A 21,403-nucleotide genomic window follows, 5' to 3' on the forward strand; every position below is an offset into this window, starting at 1 on the left:
CGGCGGCCCTGGCGCGCTATGGGGCGCGCAACTCCACCAGCGTCACCTGCGGCGGAGCGCCGACCCGCACCGGCGGGCCCCAGAAGCCGGCGCCGTTGGTGACGTAGACCTTGGTGCCGTCCACCTCGCCCAGACCGGAGACCACCGGCTGCTGGAGCTTCACCGCCAGGTTGAACGGCACCATCTGGCCGCCGTGGGTGTGCCCGGACAGTTGGAGGTCGACGCCGAACTTCGCCGCCTCGTGCGCGGCCACCGGCTGGTGGGCCAACAGCACCACCGGGCGGCTCGGGTCGCGGTCGGCGAGCGCGGCGGCGTAGTCGGCCGGCCCGGCCAGCCCGGTGCCGGCGGCGGTCACGTCGTTGACGCCGGCCAGGTCGAGCACCCCGCCCCGGGCCCGGATCTCCTGCCGCTCGTTCTGCAGCACCCGCAGGCCGAGCCGATCCACCTCGCGGACCCACTCCTCGACGCCGGAATAGTATTCGTGGTTGCCGGTGACGAAGAAGCTGCCGTAGCGGGAGCGCAGGTCGCGCAGCGGCTCCGCCGCCGCGCCCAACTCGGCCACCGAGCCGTCCACCAGGTCGCCGACGACCGCCACCAGGTCGGCGTCCAGCCGATTGATCATCGCGACGATCCGCTCGGTGTGCGCCCGGCCGCGCAGCGGCCCGAGGTGGATGTCGGAGACGGTGGCGATCCGCAGCCCGTCCATGCTCCGGGGCAGCTTGGCCAGCGGGATGCGGACCCGGTCCAGCCGGGGCGGCCCCATCGCGGTGCGGACGCCGTAGCCGGTCACGCCGGCGGCCGTCAGCCCGGCGAAGATCGCCGCGCCGCGTGCGAGCAGCAGCCGGCGGGACGGGTCGTGGTCCGTCGGCCCGGCTGGCGGCGTGGTGGCGGTGTGGCGCACCGCGGGCGCGTCAGCGGCGTCGCCGACCGGTCGGGTGTCGTCCGCGTCGCCGGTCGACGGCGGGTCGGTGGCGTCCGTCGGCGGGGACGCGGTGCCGGCGGAGGTGCCGGCGCCGACCAGCGCCGGTTCGGGCTCCGGCCCGGTGGTCGTGGCCGACCGGGCCCGCCGGCGCAGCACCAGCCGGGCCACCGCGAGCGGCACCTCCAGCACCAGCAGCAACACCAGCAGGTAGAACATCAGGGCCAGCCAGAGGTAGCCCGGCCAGGCCAGCCAGTAGAAGCCGTTCTGCGTGCCGGCCATGGTGGCCGGCACGAGCAACGCGAGCAGGACCGCCACCACCGCGCCGGCCCGGCGCCGACGCCCGGGGCGGGTGGTGTCCCGGACCATCCGCTTCCACAGGTAGAAGTGGATCAGGCCGATGACGAGCACGACGAAACCCACGAATGTCGCCATCGCCAGCACGTCGGCCTCCCTCAGCCGCCCGCGAAGGGTGGCAGCACGTCCACCGTCACCCCGGCCGGCAACGGTGTCCGACGATCATGACAAGCCACGCCGTCGACCAGGAAACTCGCCGCCTTGAGCACCACGGCCAGTCGCTCCCCGTGCCGCGCGGCGAGGTCGTCCAGGAGTTCGTCGAGCGACCGGCCGGCGGATGCGGTCTCCTCGGCGCGACCGGCGGCGGCCCGCGCCCCGGCGAAGTAGCGGACGGTCAGCTCCACCGTCATCCTCCGATCGCCGACATCGGCCGGACGGGCTGCAGGAAGGTCGGGTCGTCGATGCCGTGCCCGGCGCGCTTGCCCCACATCGCGGCGCGCCAGCGACGGGCCAGCTCCTCGTCGTCGGCGCCGGCCCGCAACGCGGCCCGCAGGTCGGACTCGTCGGTCGCGAAGAGGCAGTTGCGCACCTGGCCGTCGGCGGTGAGCCGGGTGCGGTCGCAGTCGCCGCAGAACGGCCGGGTCACGCTGCCGATCACCCCGACCCGGGCCGGCCCGCCGTCCACCAGCCAGGTCTCGGCCGGCGCGGCGCCCCGCTCGGTCGGGTCCGCCCGCAACGCGAACTCGGCGCGCAGGGCGGCCAGGATCTCGTCGGCGGTGACCATCGTCGACCGGTCCCAGCCGTGCTGGGCGTCCAGCGGCATCTGCTCGATGAACCGCAGCTCGTAGCCGTGGGCCAGGGCGAACCGCAGCAGCTCCGGCGCCTCGTCGTCGTTGACGCCGCGCATCAGCACCGCGTTGATCTTCACCGGGGTGAGCCCGGCGGACGCCGCGCCGGCCAACCCGGCGAGCACGTCGTCGTGCCGGTCCCGCCGGGTCAGGGCGGCGAACCGGTCCCGGTCGAGCGTGTCCAGCGAGACGTTCACCCGGTCCAGCCCGGCCGCGCGCAGCGCGGGCGCGAGGCGGGCCAGGCCGATGCCATTGGTGGTCAGCGAGATGCGCGGCCGGGGCGACAGCGCGGCCACGGCCGCCACGATGCCGGGCAGGCCGGGCCGGATCAGCGGCTCGCCGCCGGTGAAACGCACCTCGGTGATGCCGAGCCGGCGCACCGCGACGCCGACCAGGCGGACGATCTCGTCGTCGGTGAGCAGTTGCGGCCCGGCCAGCCAGGGCAGGCCCTCGGCCGGCATGCAGTAGGTGCAGCGCAGGTTGCACTTGTCGGTCAGCGAGACCCGCAGGTCCCGGGCGACGCGACCGTAGCGGTCGGCGAGGGGCCCGTCGGCCGTCGTCCGGGAGGCGGTCATTGCTCGACCGTAGCGCGTCCGGGGGCCCGGAGCGCGGCCCGTGCGGCGGAGGACACCGCCTCCGCGTACGCCTCGCCGAAGAGCGCGGTGTGCACCAGCAGCAGGTGCAGTTGGTGCAGCGGCACCCGCTCGCGCCAACCGTCGGCCAACGGCCACGCCTCCCGGTAGGCGGCGAGGATCCGGTCCAGGTGCGGCGGGCCGCCGAAGAGCGCGAGCTGGGCCAGGTCGGTCTCGCGGTGGCCGCCGTGTGCCGCCGGGTCGACCAGCCAGACCCGGCCGTCGGCGCCCCAGAGCAGGTTGCCGGACCAGAGGTCGCCGTGCACCCGGGACGGCGGCTCGTCGCCGCCGAACTCGCCGACCCGGTTGACCACCTGCTCGACCAGCGCCGCGGTGGCCCCGGTGAGCGCGCCGCGGTCGACCGACGCCCGCAGGTGCGGCAGCAGCCGTCGCCTGGCGAACCAGCTCGACCACGGCCCCTCCTCGGGCGTGTTGTCCTGCGGGAGCGCGCCGATGAACCCGGTCCACTCCGCGCCGAACGCCTGCGCGCCGGCCCGGTGCAGCCCGGCCAGCCCGCGACCGAACGCCTCGGCCGCCTCCGGCCCCGGCTCGCCCGGCTCCACCCAGGCGAGCGCCAGCAGCTCCGGCAGCGCGACGAGCACCTCGGGCACCGGCACCACGTCGGCGTCGCGCAGCCACCGCAGGCCGGCCGCCTCGGTGGTGAAGAAGCCGTCGGGCGCGGGCCGCGCCGCCCGTTCCGGCCAGCTCTTGGTGAAGACGGAGTGCCCGTCGTCCAGGGTGAGCCGGGACGCGGTGCAGATGTCACCACCGGAGACCGGTGTCTCCCGGATCCGCTGGTGGGTCAGGAAGGTCGGCAGGTGCTCCGGGTGTGCCCGCAGGTACGCCAGGTCCATGTCCGCAAGGTAGTCGGTGGCTGGGACATCCGGGGCCCGGCTCGTACCGCGATCGTCGCCGATCGTCGCCCACCTGGACCGATACGCTGCGTGCTTGTGGACAGACCGCGTGTCGTCCACAGGGCCCCCCGGCGCGGCCGGCCGCCCCGCAGGCTCCCGGCATGAACTCGACCGAGCCGCCCCGCCTCTCCGTCCGCTCGCCGGCCGACCTCGTCGCCGCCGTGCCCTACCTGCTCGGCTTCCACCCCGCCGACAGTGTCGTGGTGGTGGCGGTGCGGGGTCGGCGCGTGGTCTTCGCCGCCCGGGGCGACCTGCCCGAACCGGGCACCGACCCCGGCCCGGCGGCCCGGCACCTGGCCCAGGTGGTGGCGCGGCAGGACGCGGACGCCGCGACGGTCGTCGGCTACGGGCCGGCCGCCCGGGTCACCGGCGCGGTGGACGCGGTCGGCGGCGCGCTGGACGCGGCCGGGCTGGTCGTCCTCGACGCGCTCCGGGTGACCGACGGTCGCTGGTGGTCCTACCTCTGCGACGAGCCGGCGTGCTGTCCGGCCGACGGCACCCCGTACGACCCGGCGGCCAGCCAGGTCAGCGCGGCGGCCGTCTTCGCCGGTCAGGTCGCCCTGCCCGACCGCGCCGCGCTGGCCGCCCAGGTGTCGCCGCTCGACGGCCCGGTCCGGCTCGCGATGCGGCGGGCCACCGGGCGGGCGCGACACCGACTGGCCGCCCTCACCGGCGCGCCGCCCGACGCCGTCCCGTCCGGGCACCCGGGCGAGGAGGGCCGGACCGTGCGTTCGGCCGGCACCGCTGCGGTGCGGGCCGCGTTCCGCCGGCAGCGGCGCGGCGAACGGCTGGACGACGACGAGGTGGCCTGGCTGACCGTGCTTCTGACCCGGGTCGCGGTCCGAGACCACGCCTGGTCCCGGACCGACGGCCGGGACGTCGACATCAGTCTCTGGACCGACGTCTTCCGCCGGGCCGAGCCGGACCTGACCGCGGCGCCCGGCACGCTGCTCTCGTTCGCCGCCTGGCGGGCCGGGCACGGCGCGCTGGCCGCCGTCGCCCTGGAGCGGGTGCTCGCGGCCCATCCGGAATACCCGCTCGCGGTGCTCCTCGACGACGCGCTCCGCCGAGGCGTGCCCCCGGCCGAGCTGGACGGCTGGCCCGGGAGCGCCGGTGGAAGCGTGCTGCGCCGGCGGCGACGTCGCCCGCCCCGCTGAGCAGCGCTCGCGCACCGCCGGGCCGTGCACCGCCGGGCCGAGCCGGCCCGTGCACCGCCGGGCCGCGGATGGGTCAGCCGGGCACGCGCTGCGTGCCGGTGTAGACGTTCATGGTCGGGCCGCGCAGGAAGCCGACGAGCGTCATCCCGGCCTCCTCGGCCAGTTCGGCGGCGAGCGTGCTGGGCGCGGAGACGGCGGCCAGCAGCGGCACCCCGGCCATCCACGCCTTCTGGGTGAGTTCGAAACTGGCCCGGCCGGAGACCAGCAGCACGTGACCGGCCAGCGGCAGCCGGTCGGCGCGGGCGGCCCAGCCGATCACCTTGTCCACCGCGTTGTGCCGGCCGACGTCCTCCCGCAGCACCAGCAGCTCGCCGTCCGCGTCGAACAGTCCGGCCGCGTGCAGGCCGCCGGTGCGGTCGAAGGCACGCTGCGCGGCGCGCAGCCGGTCCGGCAGCGCGGCCAGCAGTTCGGCGGTGACCTCCAGCGGGTCCTCCCGCACGGCGAACCGGGAGCGGGTGCGCACCGATTCGATGCTCGCCTTGCCGCACACCCCGCACGAGCTGGTGGTGTAGAAGTTCCGGGCCGGGTCGGTCGTCGGCTCCGGCACGCCGGGGGAGAGCACCACGTCGACCACGTTGTAGGTGTTGGGGGTGTCCGCCCCGGCGCAGAGCTGCGCGGTGTGCACGTCCTCGGCCGACCGGATCAGTCCCTCGGTGAGCAGGAAGCCGATCGCCAGGTCCAGGTCGTCGCCCGGGGTCCGCATGGTCACCGCGAGCGGCCGGCGCCGGCCGGGGCCGGCCGGTCCGACCCGGATCTCCAGGGGCTCCTCCACGGCCAGGGTGTCCTGCCGGCGGACCCGGGTCCGCCGGTCGCCGGTCGCCCCCAGGTCGATCCGGAGCACGCTTCGCCGGTCTGTCGCCCGTCCCATGCCGTCATCCTCTCCCGCACCCGCCCCACCCGCACTCCCACCTCCACTCACCGACCGGCGAACCGGCGGGGGCGGTCCGGTGGGCGGGGGCCTGGGTAGGGTGAGGCGGTGACCGGGTACGCGGCGGTGCTGCTCGCCGGCGGCGCGGCCCGGCGAATGGGTGGGGTGGACAAGCCCGCCCGTCCGGTCGGTGGCCGACCGATGCTGCACCGGGTGCTGGTGGCGGTGGCCGACGCGGACGAGCGGGTGGTGGTCGGTCCGTCCGGGCCGGTGCCCGCGGGGGTGCGGGTGACCCGGGAGGACCCGCCCGGTGGTGGCCCGGTGGCCGCCACGGCGGCCGGACTGGCCCTGCTGCGCTCCGGCGCGCCCACGGTCGCCCTGCTCGCCGCCGATCTGCCCCTGCTCACCGCCGAGGCGGTGGCCGTGCTGCGGCGGGCGCTCGACGGGTCGGCCGACGGGCTGGCCTGTTACGTGGACGGCGACGGCCGCCGGCAGCAACTCTGCGGCGTGTGGCGGCTGCCGGCGCTGCGGGCCGCCCTCGACCGGCTGGCGGCCCAGCGGGGCGGGACGGTCGACGGCGCACCGGTACGCGGCCTGCTGGCCGGCACCACGGTCCGGGAGGTGGCCTGGTCCGGTGCCGGCGCGCCGCCCTGGTTCGACTGCGACACTGACGAGGACGTACGCCGGGCCGAGGAGTGGACGACATGACGGTGCTGGACGACTGGGTCACCGCGGCCTGCGCCGAGCTGGATCTGGACCCGGCGCAGGTGCCGGTGTCGGCGGTGCTCGACGTGGCCCGGGACGTGGCGCACCAGGTGGTCCGGCCGGGTGCGCCGGTCAGCGCGTACCTCCTGGGTCTGGCCGTGGGGCGCGGCGCGGATCCGGCCGCGGCGGCCGCCCGGCTCAGCGCGTTGGCGGGCTCGTGGCCGGTGGAGTTGGACGGGACGACCGGGGCGTAGTAGCCGGGTCGGGTGGGATCCGGTCCGCGGCGCCCGTGGGTAGGGTGGCGGGAACGGACGGAGGCGATCATGACGGCAGACCACCCCTCGGCGCCGGTCGACCAGCCCCCCGGCGACGCGCCGGAGCAGCACGAGTCGATCCTGCTCGACGAGCCGACCACGGCCGATCTGCGGGCCAAGGTGACCGAGGCCTGGCGGGAGTTCGCCCGGGCGCTGGCCGACCGGCTGCGCGGGCTGCCGGCCGGTGGGCATCTGGAGGTCACGCTCGACCCGACCGCCTCCGGGACCGGGGACGCCGTCTACTCGGTCAGCGCGGACGCCGGGGAGGACGGTGGCCTGTCGGCCCGGGCGGTCGGCAACGCGACGCTCCCGACGGGTTACCGGCTGGACCGCTCGGCGGTGGCCGACATGGTGGCGCTGGGCTGGTCGCCGCCGGGTGTGGTGCCGGGCTCCGGTGAGCAGTTCGGTCTGGACTGCGGCGTCGACGAGGCGACCCGCCTGTCCGCCGTGCTCTCCCGGACGCTGCGGGACGTCTACGGCGCCCCGCATCCGGCGTTCCTGGTCTATCTGGTGCACGACGCCGACGGTGAGTCGTTGCCGGTGGAGCCGCTCGGCACCGCCCGCGCCGAGTTCGGCCCGGACCGGGACGTGGAGGCCGACCTGGACGAGGCGTTGGCCGCCGCGGCGGCGGCCCAGGCGGGCGAGAACGACGTGCTGGCGCTGGAGGAGCGGGTGCGCACGGTGGTCTCGACGATGTTGAAGTCCGACGCCGACCAGGTGCAGGTCGACTCCGACGGCGACATCAACATCCGGGCCGGTTCGGCGATGGTCTTCGTGCGGGTCCGGGACAATCCGCCGCTCGTGGACGTCTTCTCGCCGGTGCTGACGGAGGTGGAGCCGACCGAGCGGCTCTACGTGAAGCTCTCCGAGTTGACCAACCGGATGCCGATCGGCCGGCTCTACTGCGCCGACGACACGGTCTGGGCCTCGATCCCGGTCTTCGGCCGCAACTTCCAGGCCACCCACCTGATGCTGGCCGTGCAGGTGATGACCGGTCTCGCCGACGAGCTGGACGACCGGCTGCACGGCGAGTTCGGCGGCAAGCGGTTCTTCGGCGAGGGGGACAAGCCGTCGCGGGCGCAGGAGCACCGCACCGGCATGTACCTCTAGGCCGTGTCTTCAAAGAGTTACAACCATTGCAGTAGCGCGGCGATGGTGACGGTGGCCTGGTACGACGTCGCGGTCTTGTCGTAGCGGGTGGCGACGCTGCGGCACTGCTTGAGCCGGTTGAAGCAGCGTTCGACGACGTTGCGCCGTTTGTAGAGCTGCTTGTCGAACATTGGTGGCCGGCCGCCCCGACTGCCTCGTCGGCGGCGGTTGGCCTGCTGGTCAGCGCGCTCGGGAATGGTGTGCCCGATGCCTCGTCGGCGCAGGTCGGACCGGATGGCCTTGGAGCTGTAGCCCTTGTCGGCGATGACGTGGTCCGGGCGGACTCGAGGCCGGCCGGTTCCTACCCGCTGGACACGGATGGCGGCCATGACGTGGGTGAAGCGGGTGCAGTCGTTGACGTTGCCACCGGAGAGCACGAACGCCAGGGTCCGACCCCAGCCGTCGCAGGCGAGGTGAATCTTGGTGGTCAGTCCACCTCGACTTCGACCGAGGGCGTGATCTTGTGGTTCGTCCGATTCCCGCCGCCCCCTTTAGCGCCGGCTGCGTGCTGGTGAGCGCGCACGATCGTGGAGTCGACCGACACCAGCCAGTCGATGTCACCAGCCGCGTCCGCGTCGGCCTGGACCCCGGCGAGCATCCGCTCGAACGTGCCATCAAGGGCCCACCTGCGGAAACGGGTGTAGATCGACTGCCACGAGCCGTAACGGGCGGGCACGTCCCGCCACGCTGCTCCAGCCCGGATCTTCCACACGATCCCGTTGAGCACCCGCCGGTCATCCGCCCGCGGCCGACCACCGGTCACCGCCGACGGCAGATACCTCGACAGCGCTTCCCACTCGACGTCAGACAACTCGTAGCGACGACCCACGCGCTACATCATCCGACACCAAGATCCTTTGAAGACACCGCCTAGGCCACGTCGAGCAGGGTCTTGCCGACGGTGGCGCGGGCCGCCATGGCGGCGTGCGCGTCGGCGGCCCGTTCCAGCGGGAAGCGCTGGGCGATCAGTGGTCGGAGCCGTCCGGCCGCGGCCAGGGCGAGGGCCTCCTCGGTCAGCGCGCGCAGCTCGTCCGGCCGGGGGTGGGGCCGCAGCAGGGTCACCCGACGGGCGGCGGCGAGGTCCGCCGGCACGTCCGCCCAGGTGCCGCCGGCCAACCCGAAGCTGAGCATCCGGCCGCCGGGGTCGAGCAGGTCGAACGCCTCCCGGGCGATCGTGCCGCCGACGCCGTCGAAGACCACGTCGACGGCGCCGACGGCGGCCCGGACCCGATCGGTCCAGTCGGGCTCCCGGTAGTCGACCACCACGTCGAGCGTCGCGGCGCGGAGCACGGCGACCTTGGCGGGGCCGCCGGCGGCGGCCACCACGGTGGCGCCGGCCCGCGCGACGAGCTGCGTCAGCAGGGTGCCGACGCCGCCGGCCGCGGCCTCCACCAGGACCCGGTCGCCGGGCCGCGGGTCCGCCGCCCGGGCGAGCATCAGCGCGGTCCGGCCGTCGGCCATCACCGCCACCGCCTGATCGAGCGGCAACCCCTGGGGTACGGGGACCGGCGCGTCCCGGTCGACGACGACGCGCTCGGCGTAGCCGCCGGTGCCGCCGGTGGCGGTGACGACGAGCCGGCCGACCAGGGCCGGGTCGACGCCGGGGCCGACCGCCGCGATCGTTCCGCCGACGCCGTTGCCGGGGATCAGCGGCGGGTCGCCGGTGAACGGGCCGAAGCCGGTGGCCCGGAACATCGTCTCGACGAACGTGATGTTGGCGTGTGCCACCGCCACGAGGATTTGGCCCGGCCCGGGTTCCGGGTCGGGCGCCGCCCCCGGGACCAGCACCTCCGGTCCGCCGAACTCCCGCAGCCACACCGCACGCATCACGCCTCCCCGGATTTCCTCGCCGCTGCCGAGTCAACGACGTGAAGCCGGGTTCAGGTCAAGCCGTCGTGGACGGCCCGACGCCGGGGGACTCGACCAGTCGGGACAGCACGATGGTGCTGCGGGACGAGGTGACGAACGGTTCGGCGCGCAGCCGTTCCAGCGCCTCCTCCAGGTGGGCGATGTCGGCGGCGCGCAGGTGTACCAGCGCGTCGGCCTCGCCGGAGACGGTGTACGCGCCGACCACCTCGGGGTGCCGGCGGGCGGCGACGCCGATCTGCGCGGGGGTGGTCCGGCCGGCGCAGAACAGCTCCACGAACGCCTCGGTGGTCCAGCCGACGGCGGCCGGGTCGACGACCGCGGTGAAGCCGCGGATCACCCCGGCCGCGCGCAGCCGGTCCACCCGGCGCTTGACCGCGGGGGCGGAGAGTGACACCCGGGTGCCGATGTCCGCGTAGGAGGCGCGAGCGTCCGCCACGAGCAACGCAATGATTCGCTGGTCGACCGCGTCTATCTGCAACGTTCCGCCTCTGGGAAGCAATGGTTGTGGCTGTTACCAAAGTTCTACCGTACCTACTCTTGGTGACCGTGAACCAGCAGCGAGTCCCGCGAAAGCGGACATATCTCATGTGCTCGCCCGAGCACTTCGCCGTCGAGTACGCGATCAACCCGTGGATGGACGTGACCACGGCGGTCGACGTCGACCTGGCGGTCAAGCAGTGGGACGGGCTGCGCGAGACGCTGCTCGGGCTCGGCCACGAGGTGCACACGCTCACCCCCGAGGCGGGCCTGCCGGACATGGTCTTCGCGGCCAACGGCGCCTTCGTGGTCGACGGCACGGTCTACGGCGCCCGGTTCAAGCACGAGCAGCGGACCGGCGAGGCCGCCGCGCACCGGGCGTTCTACGAGGAGCAGGGCTGGCACTTCATCGCGCCGAGCGAGACGAACGAGGGTGAGGGCGACTTCGCGTACCTGCCGGACGCGCACGGCGGGCTGATCCTGGCCGGCCACGGCTTCCGCACCGAGCTGGCCGCGCACGGGGAGGCGCAGGAGGCGCTCGGCCGGCCGGTGGTCTCGCTGCGCCTGGTCGACCCCCGCTTCTACCACCTGGACGTGGCGCTCGCCTCGATCGACGACGGGAACGTCGTCTACTACCCGGGGGCGTTCTCCGCGGCCAGCCAGCGGGTGCTGCACCAGCTCTTCCCGGACGCGGTGGTGGCGGACGACGAGGACGCCCTGACCTTCGGTCTCAACCTGGTCAGCGACGGCCTCAACGTGGTGCTGAACAGCGAGGCCACCCGGCTGGCCGGCACCCTGAAGGCGGCCGGCTACCACCCGGTGCCGGTGGAGTTGGCCGAGCTGAAGAAGGGCGGCGGCAGCGTGAAGTGCTGCATCGCCGAGCTGCGGCGCTGACGCTCGACACGTCCGAGGGGCGGTCTCCCGGCGGGGAGGCCGCCCCTCGTCGCGTCAGCCGAGCGTGGCCAGCTCGTTGATCACCACGTTGGAGAGCATCCGGCCGTCGAGCTGCACCTTGCGCAGGTACCACTTCTGCTGCGGGGTACGCGGCTGGTTGAACTGCCAGGAGCCGCGCGGGCTGTCGACCTGGCCGATCTTGCCGAGCGCCAGGTTGACCTGTGACGGGGTCGGCTCGCCGCCGACCAGCCGGATCGCCTTGTCCAGCACCTGCGCGGCGTCGTACGAGGCCATCGCGTAGGTGGTCGGCGAGGTGTTGAACGTCTTGCGGTACGCCGAGGCGAAGACCCGGTTCGGGGTGTTGTTGAGGTCGGCCGAGTAGTTCAGCGCGGTCTCGATGCCGTTCTGCTCGATCAGCCTCCGGTCGCGGCCCTTCTCGCCGTCGTCGAGCTGTTCGAGCACGGTGCCCTCGGTGAGGAACCCGGGCGCGTAGATCGGGCCCCGGTAGCCCTCGTCGTAGAGCTGCTTGACGAACTGCACCGCCTGCGCGCCGGTGTAGTGGCAAAAGACCGCGTCCGGCTTGCGGGCCAGCGCCTTGCGGATCGGACCGGCGTAGGCGCTCTTGCCCGGGTTGGGGTAGTCGGGCGTGTAGATCGGGTCCTCGGTGAGCCGGCGGCCCTGCTCGTAGCCGCGCCGCAGGCCGGCGACGACGTCCTGGCTGCCCTGCCCCTGGGCGCCGAAGATGGCGATCCGGCTGGACGGGTCCAGGTTCTGGCGCAGGTATTCGCCGAGCGCGAAGCCCGGCTCGTCCAGCACGTACGAGGTGCGCCAGATGTAGACGACGCCCTGGAGCGTGGCGGGCGAGGCGTTGGACCCGATCAGCGGCACCCGGGCCTGCTCCACGGAGTCCCGGATGCCGGTCATGACGGTCGGGCTGACCACGCCGGTGAGCGCGAGCACGCCCTCCTTGAGCAGCCGGTCGACGGCGGCCTTGCCGGTGGCCGCGCTGTCGCCCTCCTCGGCCGGCACCACCGTCACCGGGTGCCCGCCGAGCTGCTGGCCGTGGGTGCTGAGGAAGAGCTGGAAGCCGTTGGTGATCTCGTCACCGATGGCTTTGTTCGGGCCGCTGCCGGGCGCGATCAAACCGATCTTGATCGGGCTGCCGGACGGCGCCTCGTCCGCGTCGTCCCCGGAGCCGCAGCCGGCCACGAGTCCGGTGGTGCCGAGCGCGGCCAGCAGTTGCAGGGCCCGCCTGCGGTTCATCTGTGCCACCGAACTTCCTTCCCGCCGGGGTGGCCATGGTGCACACCCCTTCGGCGTTCTACCTGGTCGGCGACGCTGCGTCAATGCCCGGAAGATCATCGTGAAAGGACCGCAACGCCTCGACAACCCGGGGCCAGGCGGCCGAATCCGGCGCGATCAACCCGAAGTGCTCGCATTCCGGCAGCTCAACCAGCGTGGCGTCGCCTCCGGCGGCCCGGTCGGCGGCCACCCAGGAGCGGCTGGTCGACACCGGAACCTGCTGGTCACGGGCACCGTGCACGACTACGGTGCGTACCGGAACGGGTACCAACGACGATGGATCCGCAACGGCGTACCGGTCCGGCACGTCGGCCGGGCCGCCGCCGAGCAGCGCCGCCACCGCCCCGCCGTCCAGGTCCAGCCGGTGCGCCTCGGCGAGGTCCGCCACCGGCGCGAGCGCGAGCACGCCGCCGACGGTGTGCGGGGCGTGCGCGGCGGCGTACAGCGCCAGGTGCCCGCCGGCCGAGTGACCGACCAGCACCGGCGGGGTGGGCGCCACCCGGCCGGGCAGCGCGGCGGCGCCCAGCGCGGGCAGCGCGGCGACCCCGGCGAGCACGTCGGTGAGCGTGCCCGGCCAGCCGGTCCGGCGGTATTCGAGCTGCGCCACCGGATGCCCGAGCGCGGCCAGCGCCGCCGCCATCGGGCCGGTGTGGGTGCGGTCGTACTCCGCCCGCCAGAATCCGCCGTGCACCACCACGACCAGCGGCCGGGCGGGCCCGTCGCCGGCCGGGCGGCGCAGGTCGGCGCACTGGTCCGGGTGGTCGCCGTAGGCGACGGTGGCGTCCGGCGGCGGGGCCGGCCGGGTCAGCACGTCACGGGGGTCGGGGGGCATGCGGGGACGGTAGCCTGCCCGGTCCTGGGCGCGTGCGCCCGGCCGGCGTGGGTAAAGATGGGTGCCATGACCGAAGCACACTCCGGCGGACACGACGGCGAACAGAGCGACGACGGCATCCCGGGCACCGTGGTGGTGGTCGGGCCGGACGGCCGACCGGTCGGCACGGTGCAGACCGAGGAGGGCAAGGGTGAGGACCCGACCCGCCTGGTCGAACAGCCGGCCAAGGTGATGCGGATCGGCAGCATGATCAAGCAGTTGCTGGAGGAGGTGAAGTCCGCCCCGCTGGACGACGCCAGCCGGCACCGGATGCGCGAGATCCACGAACGCTCGATCGTCGAGCTGAAGGAGGGCCTCGCCCCCGAGCTGCGCGAGGAGCTGGAGCGGATCTCGCTGCCGTTCACCGAGCAGCAGGCGCCCAGCGAGGGCGAGCTGCGCATCGCGCACGCCCAGTTGGTCGGCTGGCTGGAGGGGTTGTTCCACGGCATCCAGGCCGCGCTGGTCGCCCAGCAGATGGCCGCCCGCGTCCAGTTGGAGCAGATGCGCTCCGGCCGCCAGGCGCTGCCCAGCGGCCCGGCCGGGATGGTCCCGGGCATGCCGGGGATGCCCGGCGGCGGCGAGGGCCACGCCCCCGGCCAGTACCTGTGAGCGTGCCGGCCGGGGCGCGACGCGCCCCGGCCGGTCAGTCCAGCCCGAAGACCTTCTCCAGGTAGGCGGCGACGCCGTCCTCGGTGTTCGCGCCGGTGACCTCGTCCGCGATCTCCCGCACCGCCGGGTGGGCGTTCGCCACCGCCACCGCCCGGCCCGCCCAGGTCAGCATCGGCACGTCGTTCGGCATGTCACCGAAGGCCAGCACGTCCCGCTCGTCGACGCCCAGTCGGGCCGCGAACCAGGCCAGGCCGGCCGCCTTCGTCACACCGGCGGCCGAGATCTCGATCAACCCGCTGTACGACGAGTGGGTCGCCTCGGCCAGCCCCTCGAGTGCGCCGGCCACCACCCGCACGAACACGTCCGGGTCCTGCTCCCCGGCGCGGACCAGCAGTTTCACCGCCGGTGCGGCGAGCAACTCCTCCGGCGACTCGACGGCCCGGATCGCCTCCGCGTCGGCGTCCCAGCGCAGCGGGTAGTGCGCCTCGTGCCGCATCTGCCGGCTGTCCACGATCTCCACCGCGAAGCTCACCCCGGGCACCTCGGCGCGCAGCCGGCGGGCCACCTCGGCCAGCAGCTCCGGGGCGAGCGGGTCGGCGCGCAGCACCTCGTCGGCCACCGGGTCGTACACCACCGCGCCGTTGGCACAGATCGCCGGCAGCGGCGCGTCGAGCTGGTCGTACACGAGTTGGAGCCAGCGGATCGGACGGCCGGTGACCAGCACGACCGGGGTGCCCCCGGCGGTGATCCGGGCCAGCACCCCGGCGGTACGCGCGCTGAGCGCCCGGTCGTCCGACAGCAACGTGCCGTCGATGTCGGTCGCGACGAGTCGAGGTGGCTCTCCCATCACCGGGAGAGTAGTCGGTCCAGGTAGACCGCGACGCCGTCGTCGTCGTTGCGCAGGGTGATCTCGTCGGCGGCGGTGCGGACCTCCGGGTGGGCGTTCGCCACCGCCACCCGGGACCAGCCCGCCCAGCCGAACATCGGCAGGTCGTTGGGTTGGTCGCCGAAGACCAGCACGTCCGCCGGGTCCACCCCCAGCCGCTCGGCGACCACGCTCAGCCCGGTCGCCTTGTCGACCCCCGGCGGGCAGATCTCGACGAAGCCGAGGCCGGCCTGGGTGAGCGTGGCCACCTCCGGCGACACGATCCGGCGGGCCGCCGCGAGCAGCTCGTCGACGTGGTGGTCCTCGGTCCGGGCGAACGCCTTGACCACGTCGCAGGAGAGGCACTCGGCCCGGCTGCGCGCCTCGAAGCGGTCCGGGTAGGGCCAGCTCGGGTGGTAGTCGCCCCAGAGCGGCGCGTCGTGCTCGCCGGACGCCTCCACCATCACGGTGAGCGGGCCGACGGCGGCCTCCAGGTCGGCGAGGAGGCGGGCGAGCACCTCGCCGCGGAGGCGTTCGTCGCGCAGCACCAGCGGGCCGGCCGGGTCGCTCTGGTCGACCACCCAGCCGCCGCCGGCCATCACCAGGAAGTCGGCGGCGCGGATGTCGTTGCGGCTCAGCTCGGCCAGTCGCGGCCCGCGCCCGGTCGCGCCGACGACCGGGATGCCGGCCGCCCGCACCCGGTCCAGCACCCCGTGGGTGTACGCGGAGACGGTGTCGTCGCTGCGGACGAGCGTGCCGTCGAGGTCGGTGGCGATCAGCTTGGGCAGGCCCGGGCGGGTCATGGTTCCTCCTTCGCCCGCCACCGTCACGCCGGCCGACCAGGTCCTCGATGCCGCGGCCACCGGACGGTGGGCAGGCAACCGTATCTCGCGGGACCGGGGGCGACCACGGCATTCCGGCGAATCGGTCGCGAATGCCCGGCGGCGATCAGGTGGCCGGCGGGCGGGCGCGGGCCGGCCCGCTCAGCGGGGGCGTTCGGGGCCGGCGAACGGTCGGGTCGGTTCCACCGTCAGGTCGGCCGGCGCCGGCGGCGCGTCGTCGTCCCGGCCCCGGCCCCACCGCCGGGCCCGCCGGTCCCCGGGCGTCCCGTCGTCGTCCGCCGCCGGGGTCTCCGCCCGGTCGGTGACCCGGTCCCCGACCCGCCCGCTCAGGTGCAGCGCGGCCGCCAGCAGCGCGACCGCGAGGAACGCGGTGACCAGGCCCCGGCCGTGCTCCACCTGGAGGCGCTGCTCGGTCGGGAAGAACAGCACGCGCCGGGCGAGCTGTTGGAGGGAGGCGGCGGCCGCGACCAGCACCCCCGACAGGGTCGCCGCGAGGCCCAGCCCGGCGATCCGGGCATGCTGCCGCACCGCCGGGGCGCCGCGCAGGGCCAGCGCCACCGCGACCGACAGGCCGAGCAGACCCACGAGGTACGCCGCGCCGAAGCCGCCGACCTCCGCGACGCCGCTGGGCAGCCGGAACGTGGTGTTGCCGTCCTCACCCTCGTTCGGCACCGTGATCACCAACCACTCGCCGATCAGCGAGGCGAGCACGGCGACCGCGCCGAGCCCGGCCAGCACCGGCGGCAGGCGGTGGTCGCGCCCCAGGCCGGCCAGAGACCGGCCCACCCGGCCGGACGAGGTCGCCTCGGCGTCGGTGTCGCCCCACTCGACCACGGTGGTGCCGTCGGAGCGGTTGTCCTGCCTGGGAATCGGGAGATCCTGCGACATCGGCCACCCTTCGGCGTCGGCGGGCCTGCGTCGAATCATGGCACAACCGGCACCCGGTCACCGGTGGCGCGATCCGGGCGGGCGGTGCGGGGCGGCCCGCTTTCGGTTAGCGTCGGTGCCATGCCTATCCGTACCGCTTCCGCTCGTTGGCAGGGCGACCTCGCCGAGGGGTCGGGCACCGTCCGCACCGGCAAGGGCGGCCTGTCCGGCAACTACTCCTTCAAGTCGCGCTTCGAGGAGGGTGAGGGCACGAACCCCGAGGAGCTGATCGGCGCCGCGCACGCGAGCTGCTTCTCGATGGCCCTCTCCAAGCAGCTCGCCGACTCGGGCGCCACCGGCACCTCGGTGGAGACGACCGCCAAGGTGCACTTCGACAAGACCGACGCGGGCATGACCGTGACCCGCATCGACCTGGAGACCGTCGGCCAGGCCCCGGGCCTGGACGAGGCCGGGTTCACCAAGCTGGCCGAGGCGGCCAAGGAGAACTGCCCGATCTCGCGGCTGCTCTCCCCGGGCGCGCAGATCACGCTGACCGCCCGCCTGGCCTGACCACACGGCGACGCGGCGGGGGCGCCCTGCGCGGGCGTCCCCGCCGTGCCGCGTGCCGATCGTGAGGGAGTGACCGGGCGGCGTGGCCGTGGAGATGAGCCGGGACCGGTTCGAGGAACTGGTCGGCGAGGCCCTCGACGAGGTGCCCGAGGAGCTGCTCGGGCTGATGAGCAACGTGGTCATCCTGGTGGAGGACGACCCGCCGCCCGGCGAGAACCTGCTCGGGCTCTACGAGGGGCACGCGCTCACCACGCGCGGCTGGGACTACGCCGGCGTGCTGCCCGACCGCATCCTGATCTACCGGAACCCGATCCTGGCGATCTGCGACACCGACGACGACGTCGTCGACGAGGTCGCGGTGACCGTGGTGCACGAGATCGCCCACCACTTCGGCATCGACGACGAGCGCCTGCACGCGCTCGGCTGGGGCTGACCGGTCCCGGCCCGCCTCCGCTCGGCCGATCCCCGCGCTTGCGCGCGTCCCCTAACCTCCGGTGCAGGCACATCCCGATGCAGGAGGAAGAACCCATGCGCAGCGAGCTGTTCTCCGCGGCGAATCTCGAGAAGGAGTCCCAGCAGCCGGGCATGCGGCTGCAGAACTCCAAGATGCTGAAGATCGAGCTGAACGGCGAGGCGATGGCCCGCGTCGGGTCGATGGTCGCCTACCAGGGCCAGGTGCAGTTCCAGGCCCTCGGCTCGGGCGGCATCGGCAAGTTCATCAAGCAGCGGCTCACCGGCGAGGGCGTACCGCTGATGAAGCTCTCCGGGCGCGGCGACGTATTCCTCGCCGAGGCCGCCAAGGACGTGCACGTCATCGACCTGGAGCCCGGCGACGCCCTGTCCATCAACGGCTCCAGCGTGCTGGCGTTCGACGCCAGCCTCCAGTACGACATCAAGATGGTCAGCGGCATGGGCATGGCGTCCTCCGCCGGCCTGTTCAACTGCGTCTTCACCGGGCACGGCCGGATCGCGGTCACCACCAAGGGCACCCCGGTGGTGCTGAACGTGGACGCGCCGACCTACGTCGACCCGCAGGCGGCGGTCTGCTGGTCGGCCAACCTGCAGACCGGCTACCACCGGGCCGAGCAGCTCGGCCTCGGCACGCTGCTCGGGCGCAGCACCGGTGAGGCGTTCACGATGAGCTTCGCCGGCCAGGGCTTCGTCGTGGTCCAGCCCTCCGAGGAGCCGCCGGTGGCCGGCAGCGGCGCTCAGCAGCAGCAGGGCGGCCTGCTCGGCGGCCTGCTCCAGTGACCGTCCGGGTCGGGTGCGCCGCTGGGGGGCGCACCCGACCCGGTCAGCTCAGCTCGCCGGCGCGCAGCCGGGCCAGCCAGGCCGCCGCGTCGGCCCAGTCGGCGTCGGAGAGGCCGGCCGGCGCGGGCGTCGGCCGGTCACCCGCCGCCGTGCTCCAGCGGTGCCGGGGGTACGACCCGAGGAAGCGCACGTCGGCGCAGACCCGGCGCAGTCCGCGCAGCGCCTCGCCGAGGCGTACGTCGGCGACGTGGCCAGTGCAGTCCAGGAAGAACACGTAACGCCCGAGCGCCTCGCCGGTCGGGCGGGACTCGATCCGGGTCAGGTTGACCCCGCGCACGGCCAGCTCCATGAGCACGGACAGCAACGCGCCCACCCGGTCGTGCGCGATGTAGACCGCCAGCGAGGTGAGGTCGTCGCCGGTCGACGGCGGAGGCGGCCCGGGGCGGGACACCAGCGCGAAGCGGGTCACCGCGTCGGGATGGTCGGCGATCTTGTCCGCGAAGACGGTCAGCCGGTGCCGGGTGGCGCCGATCGGGGCGCAGACGGCGGCGTCGTACTCGCCGCTCGCCGCGCCGGCCGCGGCGGCGCCGTTGGAGAGCACGTCGACCACGGTGGCGTCGGGCAGGTGGTCGCGGAGCCAGCCGCGGCACTGGGTGGATGCCTGCGGGTGGGCCGCCACGCTGCGCACCGCGCCCGGCGTGACGCCGGACCGGCCGGCGAGCACGAACTCCACCGGCAGGACCACCTCCCGCGTGATCACCAGCGGGTCGCCCTCGGCCAGTTCGTCCAGGGTCACCCCGACCGCGCCGCCGATGGAGTTCTCCAGCGGCACCAGCGCGGCGTCGGCCTCCCCGGCCCGTACCGCGTCGAGCGCCTCGCCGACGCTGCGGGCCGGCGTGCGGTCGCCGTGTTCGGCCGCGGGCACGGTGCGCAGCGCCTGTTCGGCGAAGGTGCCCTCGGGTCCGAGGTAGACGAAGCGGGTGGGCGGTGTTCCCGGCATGGCGACCAGCCTACGCACCCGGGACGCCGTCGCAGGCCAGGGTGCGGATGCCCGGTGGCGCGGTGGCCCGCACCTCGACGCCGCAGACGTCCGTCCCGGCGGTCACCAGGGTGAGCTTGCCGCGGCCCCGGGTGACCGCCTGGAGTTCCTCGTGCCCGGCGACCGCCAGCACCGTGTAGTGCCAGCCCTCGGCGCAGAGCGGCCCGGTCCGCACCGTGACGCGCACGTTCCGCGGGAGCACGCCGGCGGAGCCCCGCAGCAGCGCGACGATCCGGTCCCCGGACGGGGTGCCCCGGCAGGGCGTGGCGGCCGGGTCGGGTGCCGGCGCGGTCGGCGCGGCGGGCGCGCTCGGGGTGGCCGTGGCCGGTGCGGTCGGGGTCGCGTTCGAGGGCGTGGCCGACGCCGAGGGGCGCGGGGCGCCGGTCGTGGCGGGCGGTTCGCGCAGCTCGGGCGGCCGGCCGCAGGCGGTGAGCGCGAGCAGCGCGAGCAGCGTCGCCGTCAGGGGCGGGGTGCGGGGCACGATGCAGTCCTCGACATCGACGGGCGTCGTCACGGCCCGGGGGCCGAGCCCATCGTAGGAGGCTCACCCGCCGGGGTGAAGCCCGGTGCTCGACCCGATGCCCGGCGGGGTCAGAGCACGGAGAAGAACGTGAGCGAGCCGGCCACCGCGGAGCCGCTGAGCACCGGGGTGGAGATCGCGTCCACGGTGGTCCCGGCGTCGGCGCCCGGCCCCTGGACCCGCAGCAGCCCGCGGGCGAGCCGGCCGGAGAGGAGCGCCAGCAGCGGGGGGATCTTGTCGGTTTCCTGCTCGGTCAGCTCGCTCGGGCTGGCGGTGAAGTCGACCAGGCGCAGCCCACCCTCCAGCAGCGGCAGGCCGATCACGTCATCCGGGGCGCCGAGGCAGAGCAGGTCGCAGCCGGACGAGGAGATGGCCACCACCGTGGTGTCGGCGTCGATCAACAGGCACGGCTCGGCGGCCCGGGAGACCGTCCCGGACCACTGGGCGAAGTTGTCGGACTCCTGCTCGGTGGGTGTCGTCGTCGGGGACGGGAACACTTCCGAGAGTGAGAGCTCGACGTGGGCCACCGCGCCTCCTATGTACACCGACGGTCCGTCCACGCTAGCCGGTCGGCACGGCGACCTTCCGGCCGCGCTGCGCTTCCCGGTCTCCGTCGCCGCCCGAGGGGCCGAGCGGCTCGGTGACCGGGGGACATGCGTCGGTGCGGCGGTAGCCCCGGGGGTCGGGCGGCCAGCGACGACGCGGACCGACGAACCGGTCGGGGGCGGTGCCGCGGACCGCGTGGCGTCGTCGGAGACGTTACCGCCGGGCGGCCCGCTTGTCAGCGGCCGTTCGGCCCTCGTCATACCACCGGTAGTCGGCAGATGGACGGTACGTGCCGTTCAGCCACGTCGAGGGCGCCTGGGCGACCCGGGACAGCTTCTCGGCGGTGGCCGGGGTGATCCGGTTGCCGGCGGCCACGAGCAGGCGGTCCAGCTCCCGGTGGGTGGCCATGAGGCAGTCCTTGGGCAGCCCGTAGACGCTGATGACGCCGGAGCCGACGAAGGTCAGCACCGGCGTCACCGGGATCGGCAGCCCGACCGCGTCGGAGAGGGCCTTGCTGGCCCGCTTCGCGTCGCGGCGCGCCTCGGCCACATAGGGCGGGCGCTTGCCGTTGATCTGCACGACGTCGCCCGCGACGAGCACCCGGGCCCGGCCGTGGTCGGCGATGGTGACCGCGAAGAGCCCGCTCGGCCCGATCGCGAGGAACCCGGCCCGGTCTTCGTCGCCGTGGTCGAACAGCGCGTCGGCTGGGTCCGTCCGGGGCCACTCGATGACGTGCCAGGCGGGACCGAGGTGGTCGAGCTGCCCCAGGGCGCGGGCCCCGGCGGCCTCCAGCCGGCGGGCACCCCGCTCGGCCCGACGGCGGCGGGCCCACTCCAGCGGAGTGGGCCGGGCCGGTTCGAGCACCGACGTGGCCTCGACCCGGGGCGGCACCGCACGGGGCGGCAGTGCCCGGCTCGGTACGGCTCGACGAGCGGGAAAGACAGTCATCGCGACCTCCGGCAAAAGGTCTCTCGAAGTTATGTCTCCACTACCCTACGTTGCACACCCGGGGTCTAAG

The 21,403-nt window shown here is 74.5% G+C and carries 25 protein-coding genes and 1 pseudogene; 9 read left to right on the forward strand and 17 right to left on the reverse strand.

Annotated elements, in window-relative coordinates; all coding sequences use genetic code 11:
* Nucleotides 1-16: 16 nt before the first annotated feature.
* From H1D33_RS24395 to H1D33_RS24410, 4 genes are read right to left on the reverse strand one after another with little or no spacing between them, the layout of a single operon-like run.
* A complete protein-coding gene (locus H1D33_RS24395) occupies nucleotides 17-1,363 on the reverse strand; it encodes a metallophosphoesterase (protein ID WP_181570945.1) in 1,347 nt (448 codons plus the stop codon).
* An 11-nt stretch (nucleotides 1,364-1,374) separates the two neighbouring features.
* Nucleotides 1,375-1,626, reverse strand: coding sequence for a MoaD/ThiS family protein (locus tag H1D33_RS24400; RefSeq protein ID WP_181570944.1), 252 nt, complete (start codon nucleotides 1,624-1,626; stop codon nucleotides 1,375-1,377).
* A complete protein-coding gene (gene moaA, locus H1D33_RS24405; RefSeq protein WP_181570943.1) occupies nucleotides 1,623-2,639 on the reverse strand; it encodes a GTP 3',8-cyclase MoaA in 1,017 nt (338 codons plus the stop codon). Before moaA ends, H1D33_RS24400 begins: the two co-directional genes overlap by 4 nt.
* Entirely contained in the window at nucleotides 2,636-3,550 is a 915-nt protein-coding gene (locus H1D33_RS24410; RefSeq protein WP_181570942.1) for a fructosamine kinase family protein, read from the reverse strand. The genes moaA and H1D33_RS24410 overlap by 4 nt, the downstream gene beginning before the upstream one ends.
* A gap of 161 nt (nucleotides 3,551-3,711) precedes the next feature.
* Between H1D33_RS24410 and H1D33_RS24415 the strand changes: the two genes are divergently transcribed.
* Complete coding sequence (locus H1D33_RS24415; RefSeq protein WP_181570941.1) at nucleotides 3,712-4,767, forward strand: DUF4192 domain-containing protein; 1,056 nt, start codon at nucleotides 3,712-3,714, stop codon at nucleotides 4,765-4,767.
* Between the two features lie 73 nt (nucleotides 4,768-4,840).
* On the opposite strand, the gene fdhD is transcribed toward H1D33_RS24415, so the two are convergent.
* On the reverse strand, nucleotides 4,841-5,695 hold the full coding sequence (fdhD, locus tag H1D33_RS24420; RefSeq protein ID WP_181570940.1) for a formate dehydrogenase accessory sulfurtransferase FdhD: 855 nt from the start codon (nucleotides 5,693-5,695) through the stop codon (nucleotides 4,841-4,843).
* A gap of 108 nt (nucleotides 5,696-5,803) precedes the next feature.
* Here fdhD and mobA point away from each other — a divergent pair, with 108 nt between their 5' ends.
* From mobA to H1D33_RS24435, 3 genes are all read left to right on the forward strand, one after another.
* Nucleotides 5,804-6,403 carry a molybdenum cofactor guanylyltransferase gene (mobA, locus tag H1D33_RS24425; protein ID WP_181570939.1) on the forward strand — a complete coding sequence of 200 codons (600 nt, stop codon included), beginning with the start codon at nucleotides 5,804-5,806 and terminating at the stop codon, nucleotides 6,401-6,403.
* Nucleotides 6,400-6,654, forward strand: coding sequence for a DUF6457 domain-containing protein (locus H1D33_RS24430; protein ID WP_181570938.1), 255 nt, complete (start codon nucleotides 6,400-6,402; stop codon nucleotides 6,652-6,654). The genes mobA and H1D33_RS24430 overlap by 4 nt, the downstream gene beginning before the upstream one ends.
* A 69-nt stretch (nucleotides 6,655-6,723) precedes the next feature.
* Nucleotides 6,724-7,824, forward strand: a complete 1,101-nt coding sequence (locus H1D33_RS24435) for a T3SS (YopN, CesT) and YbjN peptide-binding chaperone 1 (RefSeq protein ID WP_181570937.1) — start codon at nucleotides 6,724-6,726, stop codon at nucleotides 7,822-7,824.
* Between the two features lie 17 nt (nucleotides 7,825-7,841).
* Here the strand turns inward: H1D33_RS24435 and H1D33_RS24440 are convergent.
* The 3 genes and pseudogenes from H1D33_RS24440 to H1D33_RS24450 form a co-directional block, all read right to left on the reverse strand.
* Nucleotides 7,842-8,692: pseudogene (locus H1D33_RS24440) on the reverse strand (IS5 family transposase).
* A 41-nt stretch (nucleotides 8,693-8,733) separates the two neighbouring features.
* Nucleotides 8,734-9,690 carry a zinc-binding dehydrogenase gene (locus H1D33_RS24445; protein ID WP_181570936.1) on the reverse strand — a complete coding sequence of 319 codons (957 nt, stop codon included), beginning with the start codon at nucleotides 9,688-9,690 and terminating at the stop codon, nucleotides 8,734-8,736.
* Nucleotides 9,691-9,748: 58 nt separating this feature from the next.
* Nucleotides 9,749-10,210, reverse strand: coding sequence for an Lrp/AsnC family transcriptional regulator (locus tag H1D33_RS24450; protein WP_181570935.1), 462 nt, complete (start codon nucleotides 10,208-10,210; stop codon nucleotides 9,749-9,751).
* Between the two features lie 59 nt (nucleotides 10,211-10,269).
* On the opposite strand from H1D33_RS24450, the gene ddaH reads away from it, so the two are divergent.
* Nucleotides 10,270-11,103 (forward strand): dimethylargininase, encoded by an 834-nt coding sequence (ddaH, locus tag H1D33_RS24455; protein ID WP_349255147.1) that lies wholly within the window; start codon nucleotides 10,270-10,272, stop codon nucleotides 11,101-11,103.
* 54 nt (nucleotides 11,104-11,157) lie between these two features.
* Here ddaH and H1D33_RS24460 read toward each other — a convergent pair whose 3' ends face one another.
* Both H1D33_RS24460 and H1D33_RS24465 read right to left on the reverse strand, forming a co-directional pair.
* Nucleotides 11,158-12,375 (reverse strand): ABC transporter substrate-binding protein, encoded by a 1,218-nt coding sequence (locus H1D33_RS24460; protein ID WP_181570933.1) that lies wholly within the window; start codon nucleotides 12,373-12,375, stop codon nucleotides 11,158-11,160.
* Nucleotides 12,376-12,424: 49 nt separating this feature from the next.
* Nucleotides 12,425-13,237 carry an alpha/beta hydrolase family protein gene (locus tag H1D33_RS24465; protein ID WP_181570932.1) on the reverse strand — a complete coding sequence of 271 codons (813 nt, stop codon included), beginning with the start codon at nucleotides 13,235-13,237 and terminating at the stop codon, nucleotides 12,425-12,427.
* Nucleotides 13,238-13,294: 57 nt separating this feature from the next.
* Here H1D33_RS24465 and H1D33_RS24470 point away from each other — a divergent pair, with 57 nt between their 5' ends.
* A complete protein-coding gene (locus H1D33_RS24470; protein ID WP_246411900.1) occupies nucleotides 13,295-13,885 on the forward strand; it encodes a bacterial proteasome activator family protein in 591 nt (196 codons plus the stop codon).
* Nucleotides 13,886-13,919: 34 nt separating this feature from the next.
* Here the strand turns inward: H1D33_RS24470 and H1D33_RS24475 are convergent, their stop codons facing one another.
* The 3 genes from H1D33_RS24475 to H1D33_RS24485 form a co-directional block, all read right to left on the reverse strand.
* Nucleotides 13,920-14,732, reverse strand: a complete 813-nt coding sequence (locus tag H1D33_RS24475; RefSeq protein WP_181570931.1) for an HAD family hydrolase — start codon at nucleotides 14,730-14,732, stop codon at nucleotides 13,920-13,922.
* On the reverse strand, nucleotides 14,732-15,553 hold the full coding sequence (locus H1D33_RS24480) for an HAD family hydrolase (protein ID WP_181570930.1): 822 nt from the start codon (nucleotides 15,551-15,553) through the stop codon (nucleotides 14,732-14,734). Before H1D33_RS24480 ends, H1D33_RS24475 begins: the two co-directional genes overlap by 1 nt.
* Before the next feature lie 180 nt (nucleotides 15,554-15,733).
* Nucleotides 15,734-16,480 (reverse strand): hypothetical protein, encoded by a 747-nt coding sequence (locus H1D33_RS24485; protein ID WP_181570929.1) that lies wholly within the window; start codon nucleotides 16,478-16,480, stop codon nucleotides 15,734-15,736.
* 120 nt (nucleotides 16,481-16,600) lie between these two features.
* Here H1D33_RS24485 and H1D33_RS24490 point away from each other — a divergent pair, with 120 nt between their 5' ends.
* From H1D33_RS24490 to H1D33_RS24500, 3 genes are all read left to right on the forward strand, one after another.
* Entirely contained in the window at nucleotides 16,601-17,029 is a 429-nt protein-coding gene (locus tag H1D33_RS24490; RefSeq protein ID WP_181570928.1) for an OsmC family protein, read from the forward strand.
* An 88-nt stretch (nucleotides 17,030-17,117) separates the two neighbouring features.
* On the forward strand, nucleotides 17,118-17,462 hold the full coding sequence (locus H1D33_RS24495; protein ID WP_175441320.1) for a metallopeptidase family protein: 345 nt from the start codon (nucleotides 17,118-17,120) through the stop codon (nucleotides 17,460-17,462).
* Nucleotides 17,463-17,557: 95 nt separating this feature from the next.
* Nucleotides 17,558-18,280, forward strand: a complete 723-nt coding sequence (locus H1D33_RS24500; protein ID WP_181570927.1) for an AIM24 family protein — start codon at nucleotides 17,558-17,560, stop codon at nucleotides 18,278-18,280.
* Between the two features lie 43 nt (nucleotides 18,281-18,323).
* On the opposite strand, the gene pheA is transcribed toward H1D33_RS24500, so the two are convergent.
* From pheA to H1D33_RS24520, 4 genes are all read right to left on the reverse strand, one after another.
* Complete coding sequence (gene pheA, locus H1D33_RS24505; protein ID WP_181570926.1) at nucleotides 18,324-19,280, reverse strand: prephenate dehydratase; 957 nt, start codon at nucleotides 19,278-19,280, stop codon at nucleotides 18,324-18,326.
* A gap of 10 nt (nucleotides 19,281-19,290) precedes the next feature.
* A complete protein-coding gene (locus H1D33_RS24510; protein WP_246412144.1) occupies nucleotides 19,291-19,800 on the reverse strand; it encodes a hypothetical protein in 510 nt (169 codons plus the stop codon).
* Nucleotides 19,801-19,910: 110 nt separating this feature from the next.
* Nucleotides 19,911-20,366, reverse strand: coding sequence for a hypothetical protein (locus H1D33_RS24515; RefSeq protein ID WP_181570925.1), 456 nt, complete (start codon nucleotides 20,364-20,366; stop codon nucleotides 19,911-19,913).
* 232 nt (nucleotides 20,367-20,598) lie between these two features.
* Nucleotides 20,599-21,333 carry a hypothetical protein gene (locus tag H1D33_RS24520; protein ID WP_181570924.1) on the reverse strand — a complete coding sequence of 245 codons (735 nt, stop codon included), beginning with the start codon at nucleotides 21,331-21,333 and terminating at the stop codon, nucleotides 20,599-20,601.
* Nucleotides 21,334-21,403 lie beyond the last annotated feature (70 nt).

The organism is Micromonospora ferruginea (assembly GCF_013694245.2).
Classification (GTDB): domain Bacteria; phylum Actinomycetota; class Actinomycetes; order Mycobacteriales; family Micromonosporaceae; genus Micromonospora; species Micromonospora robiginosa.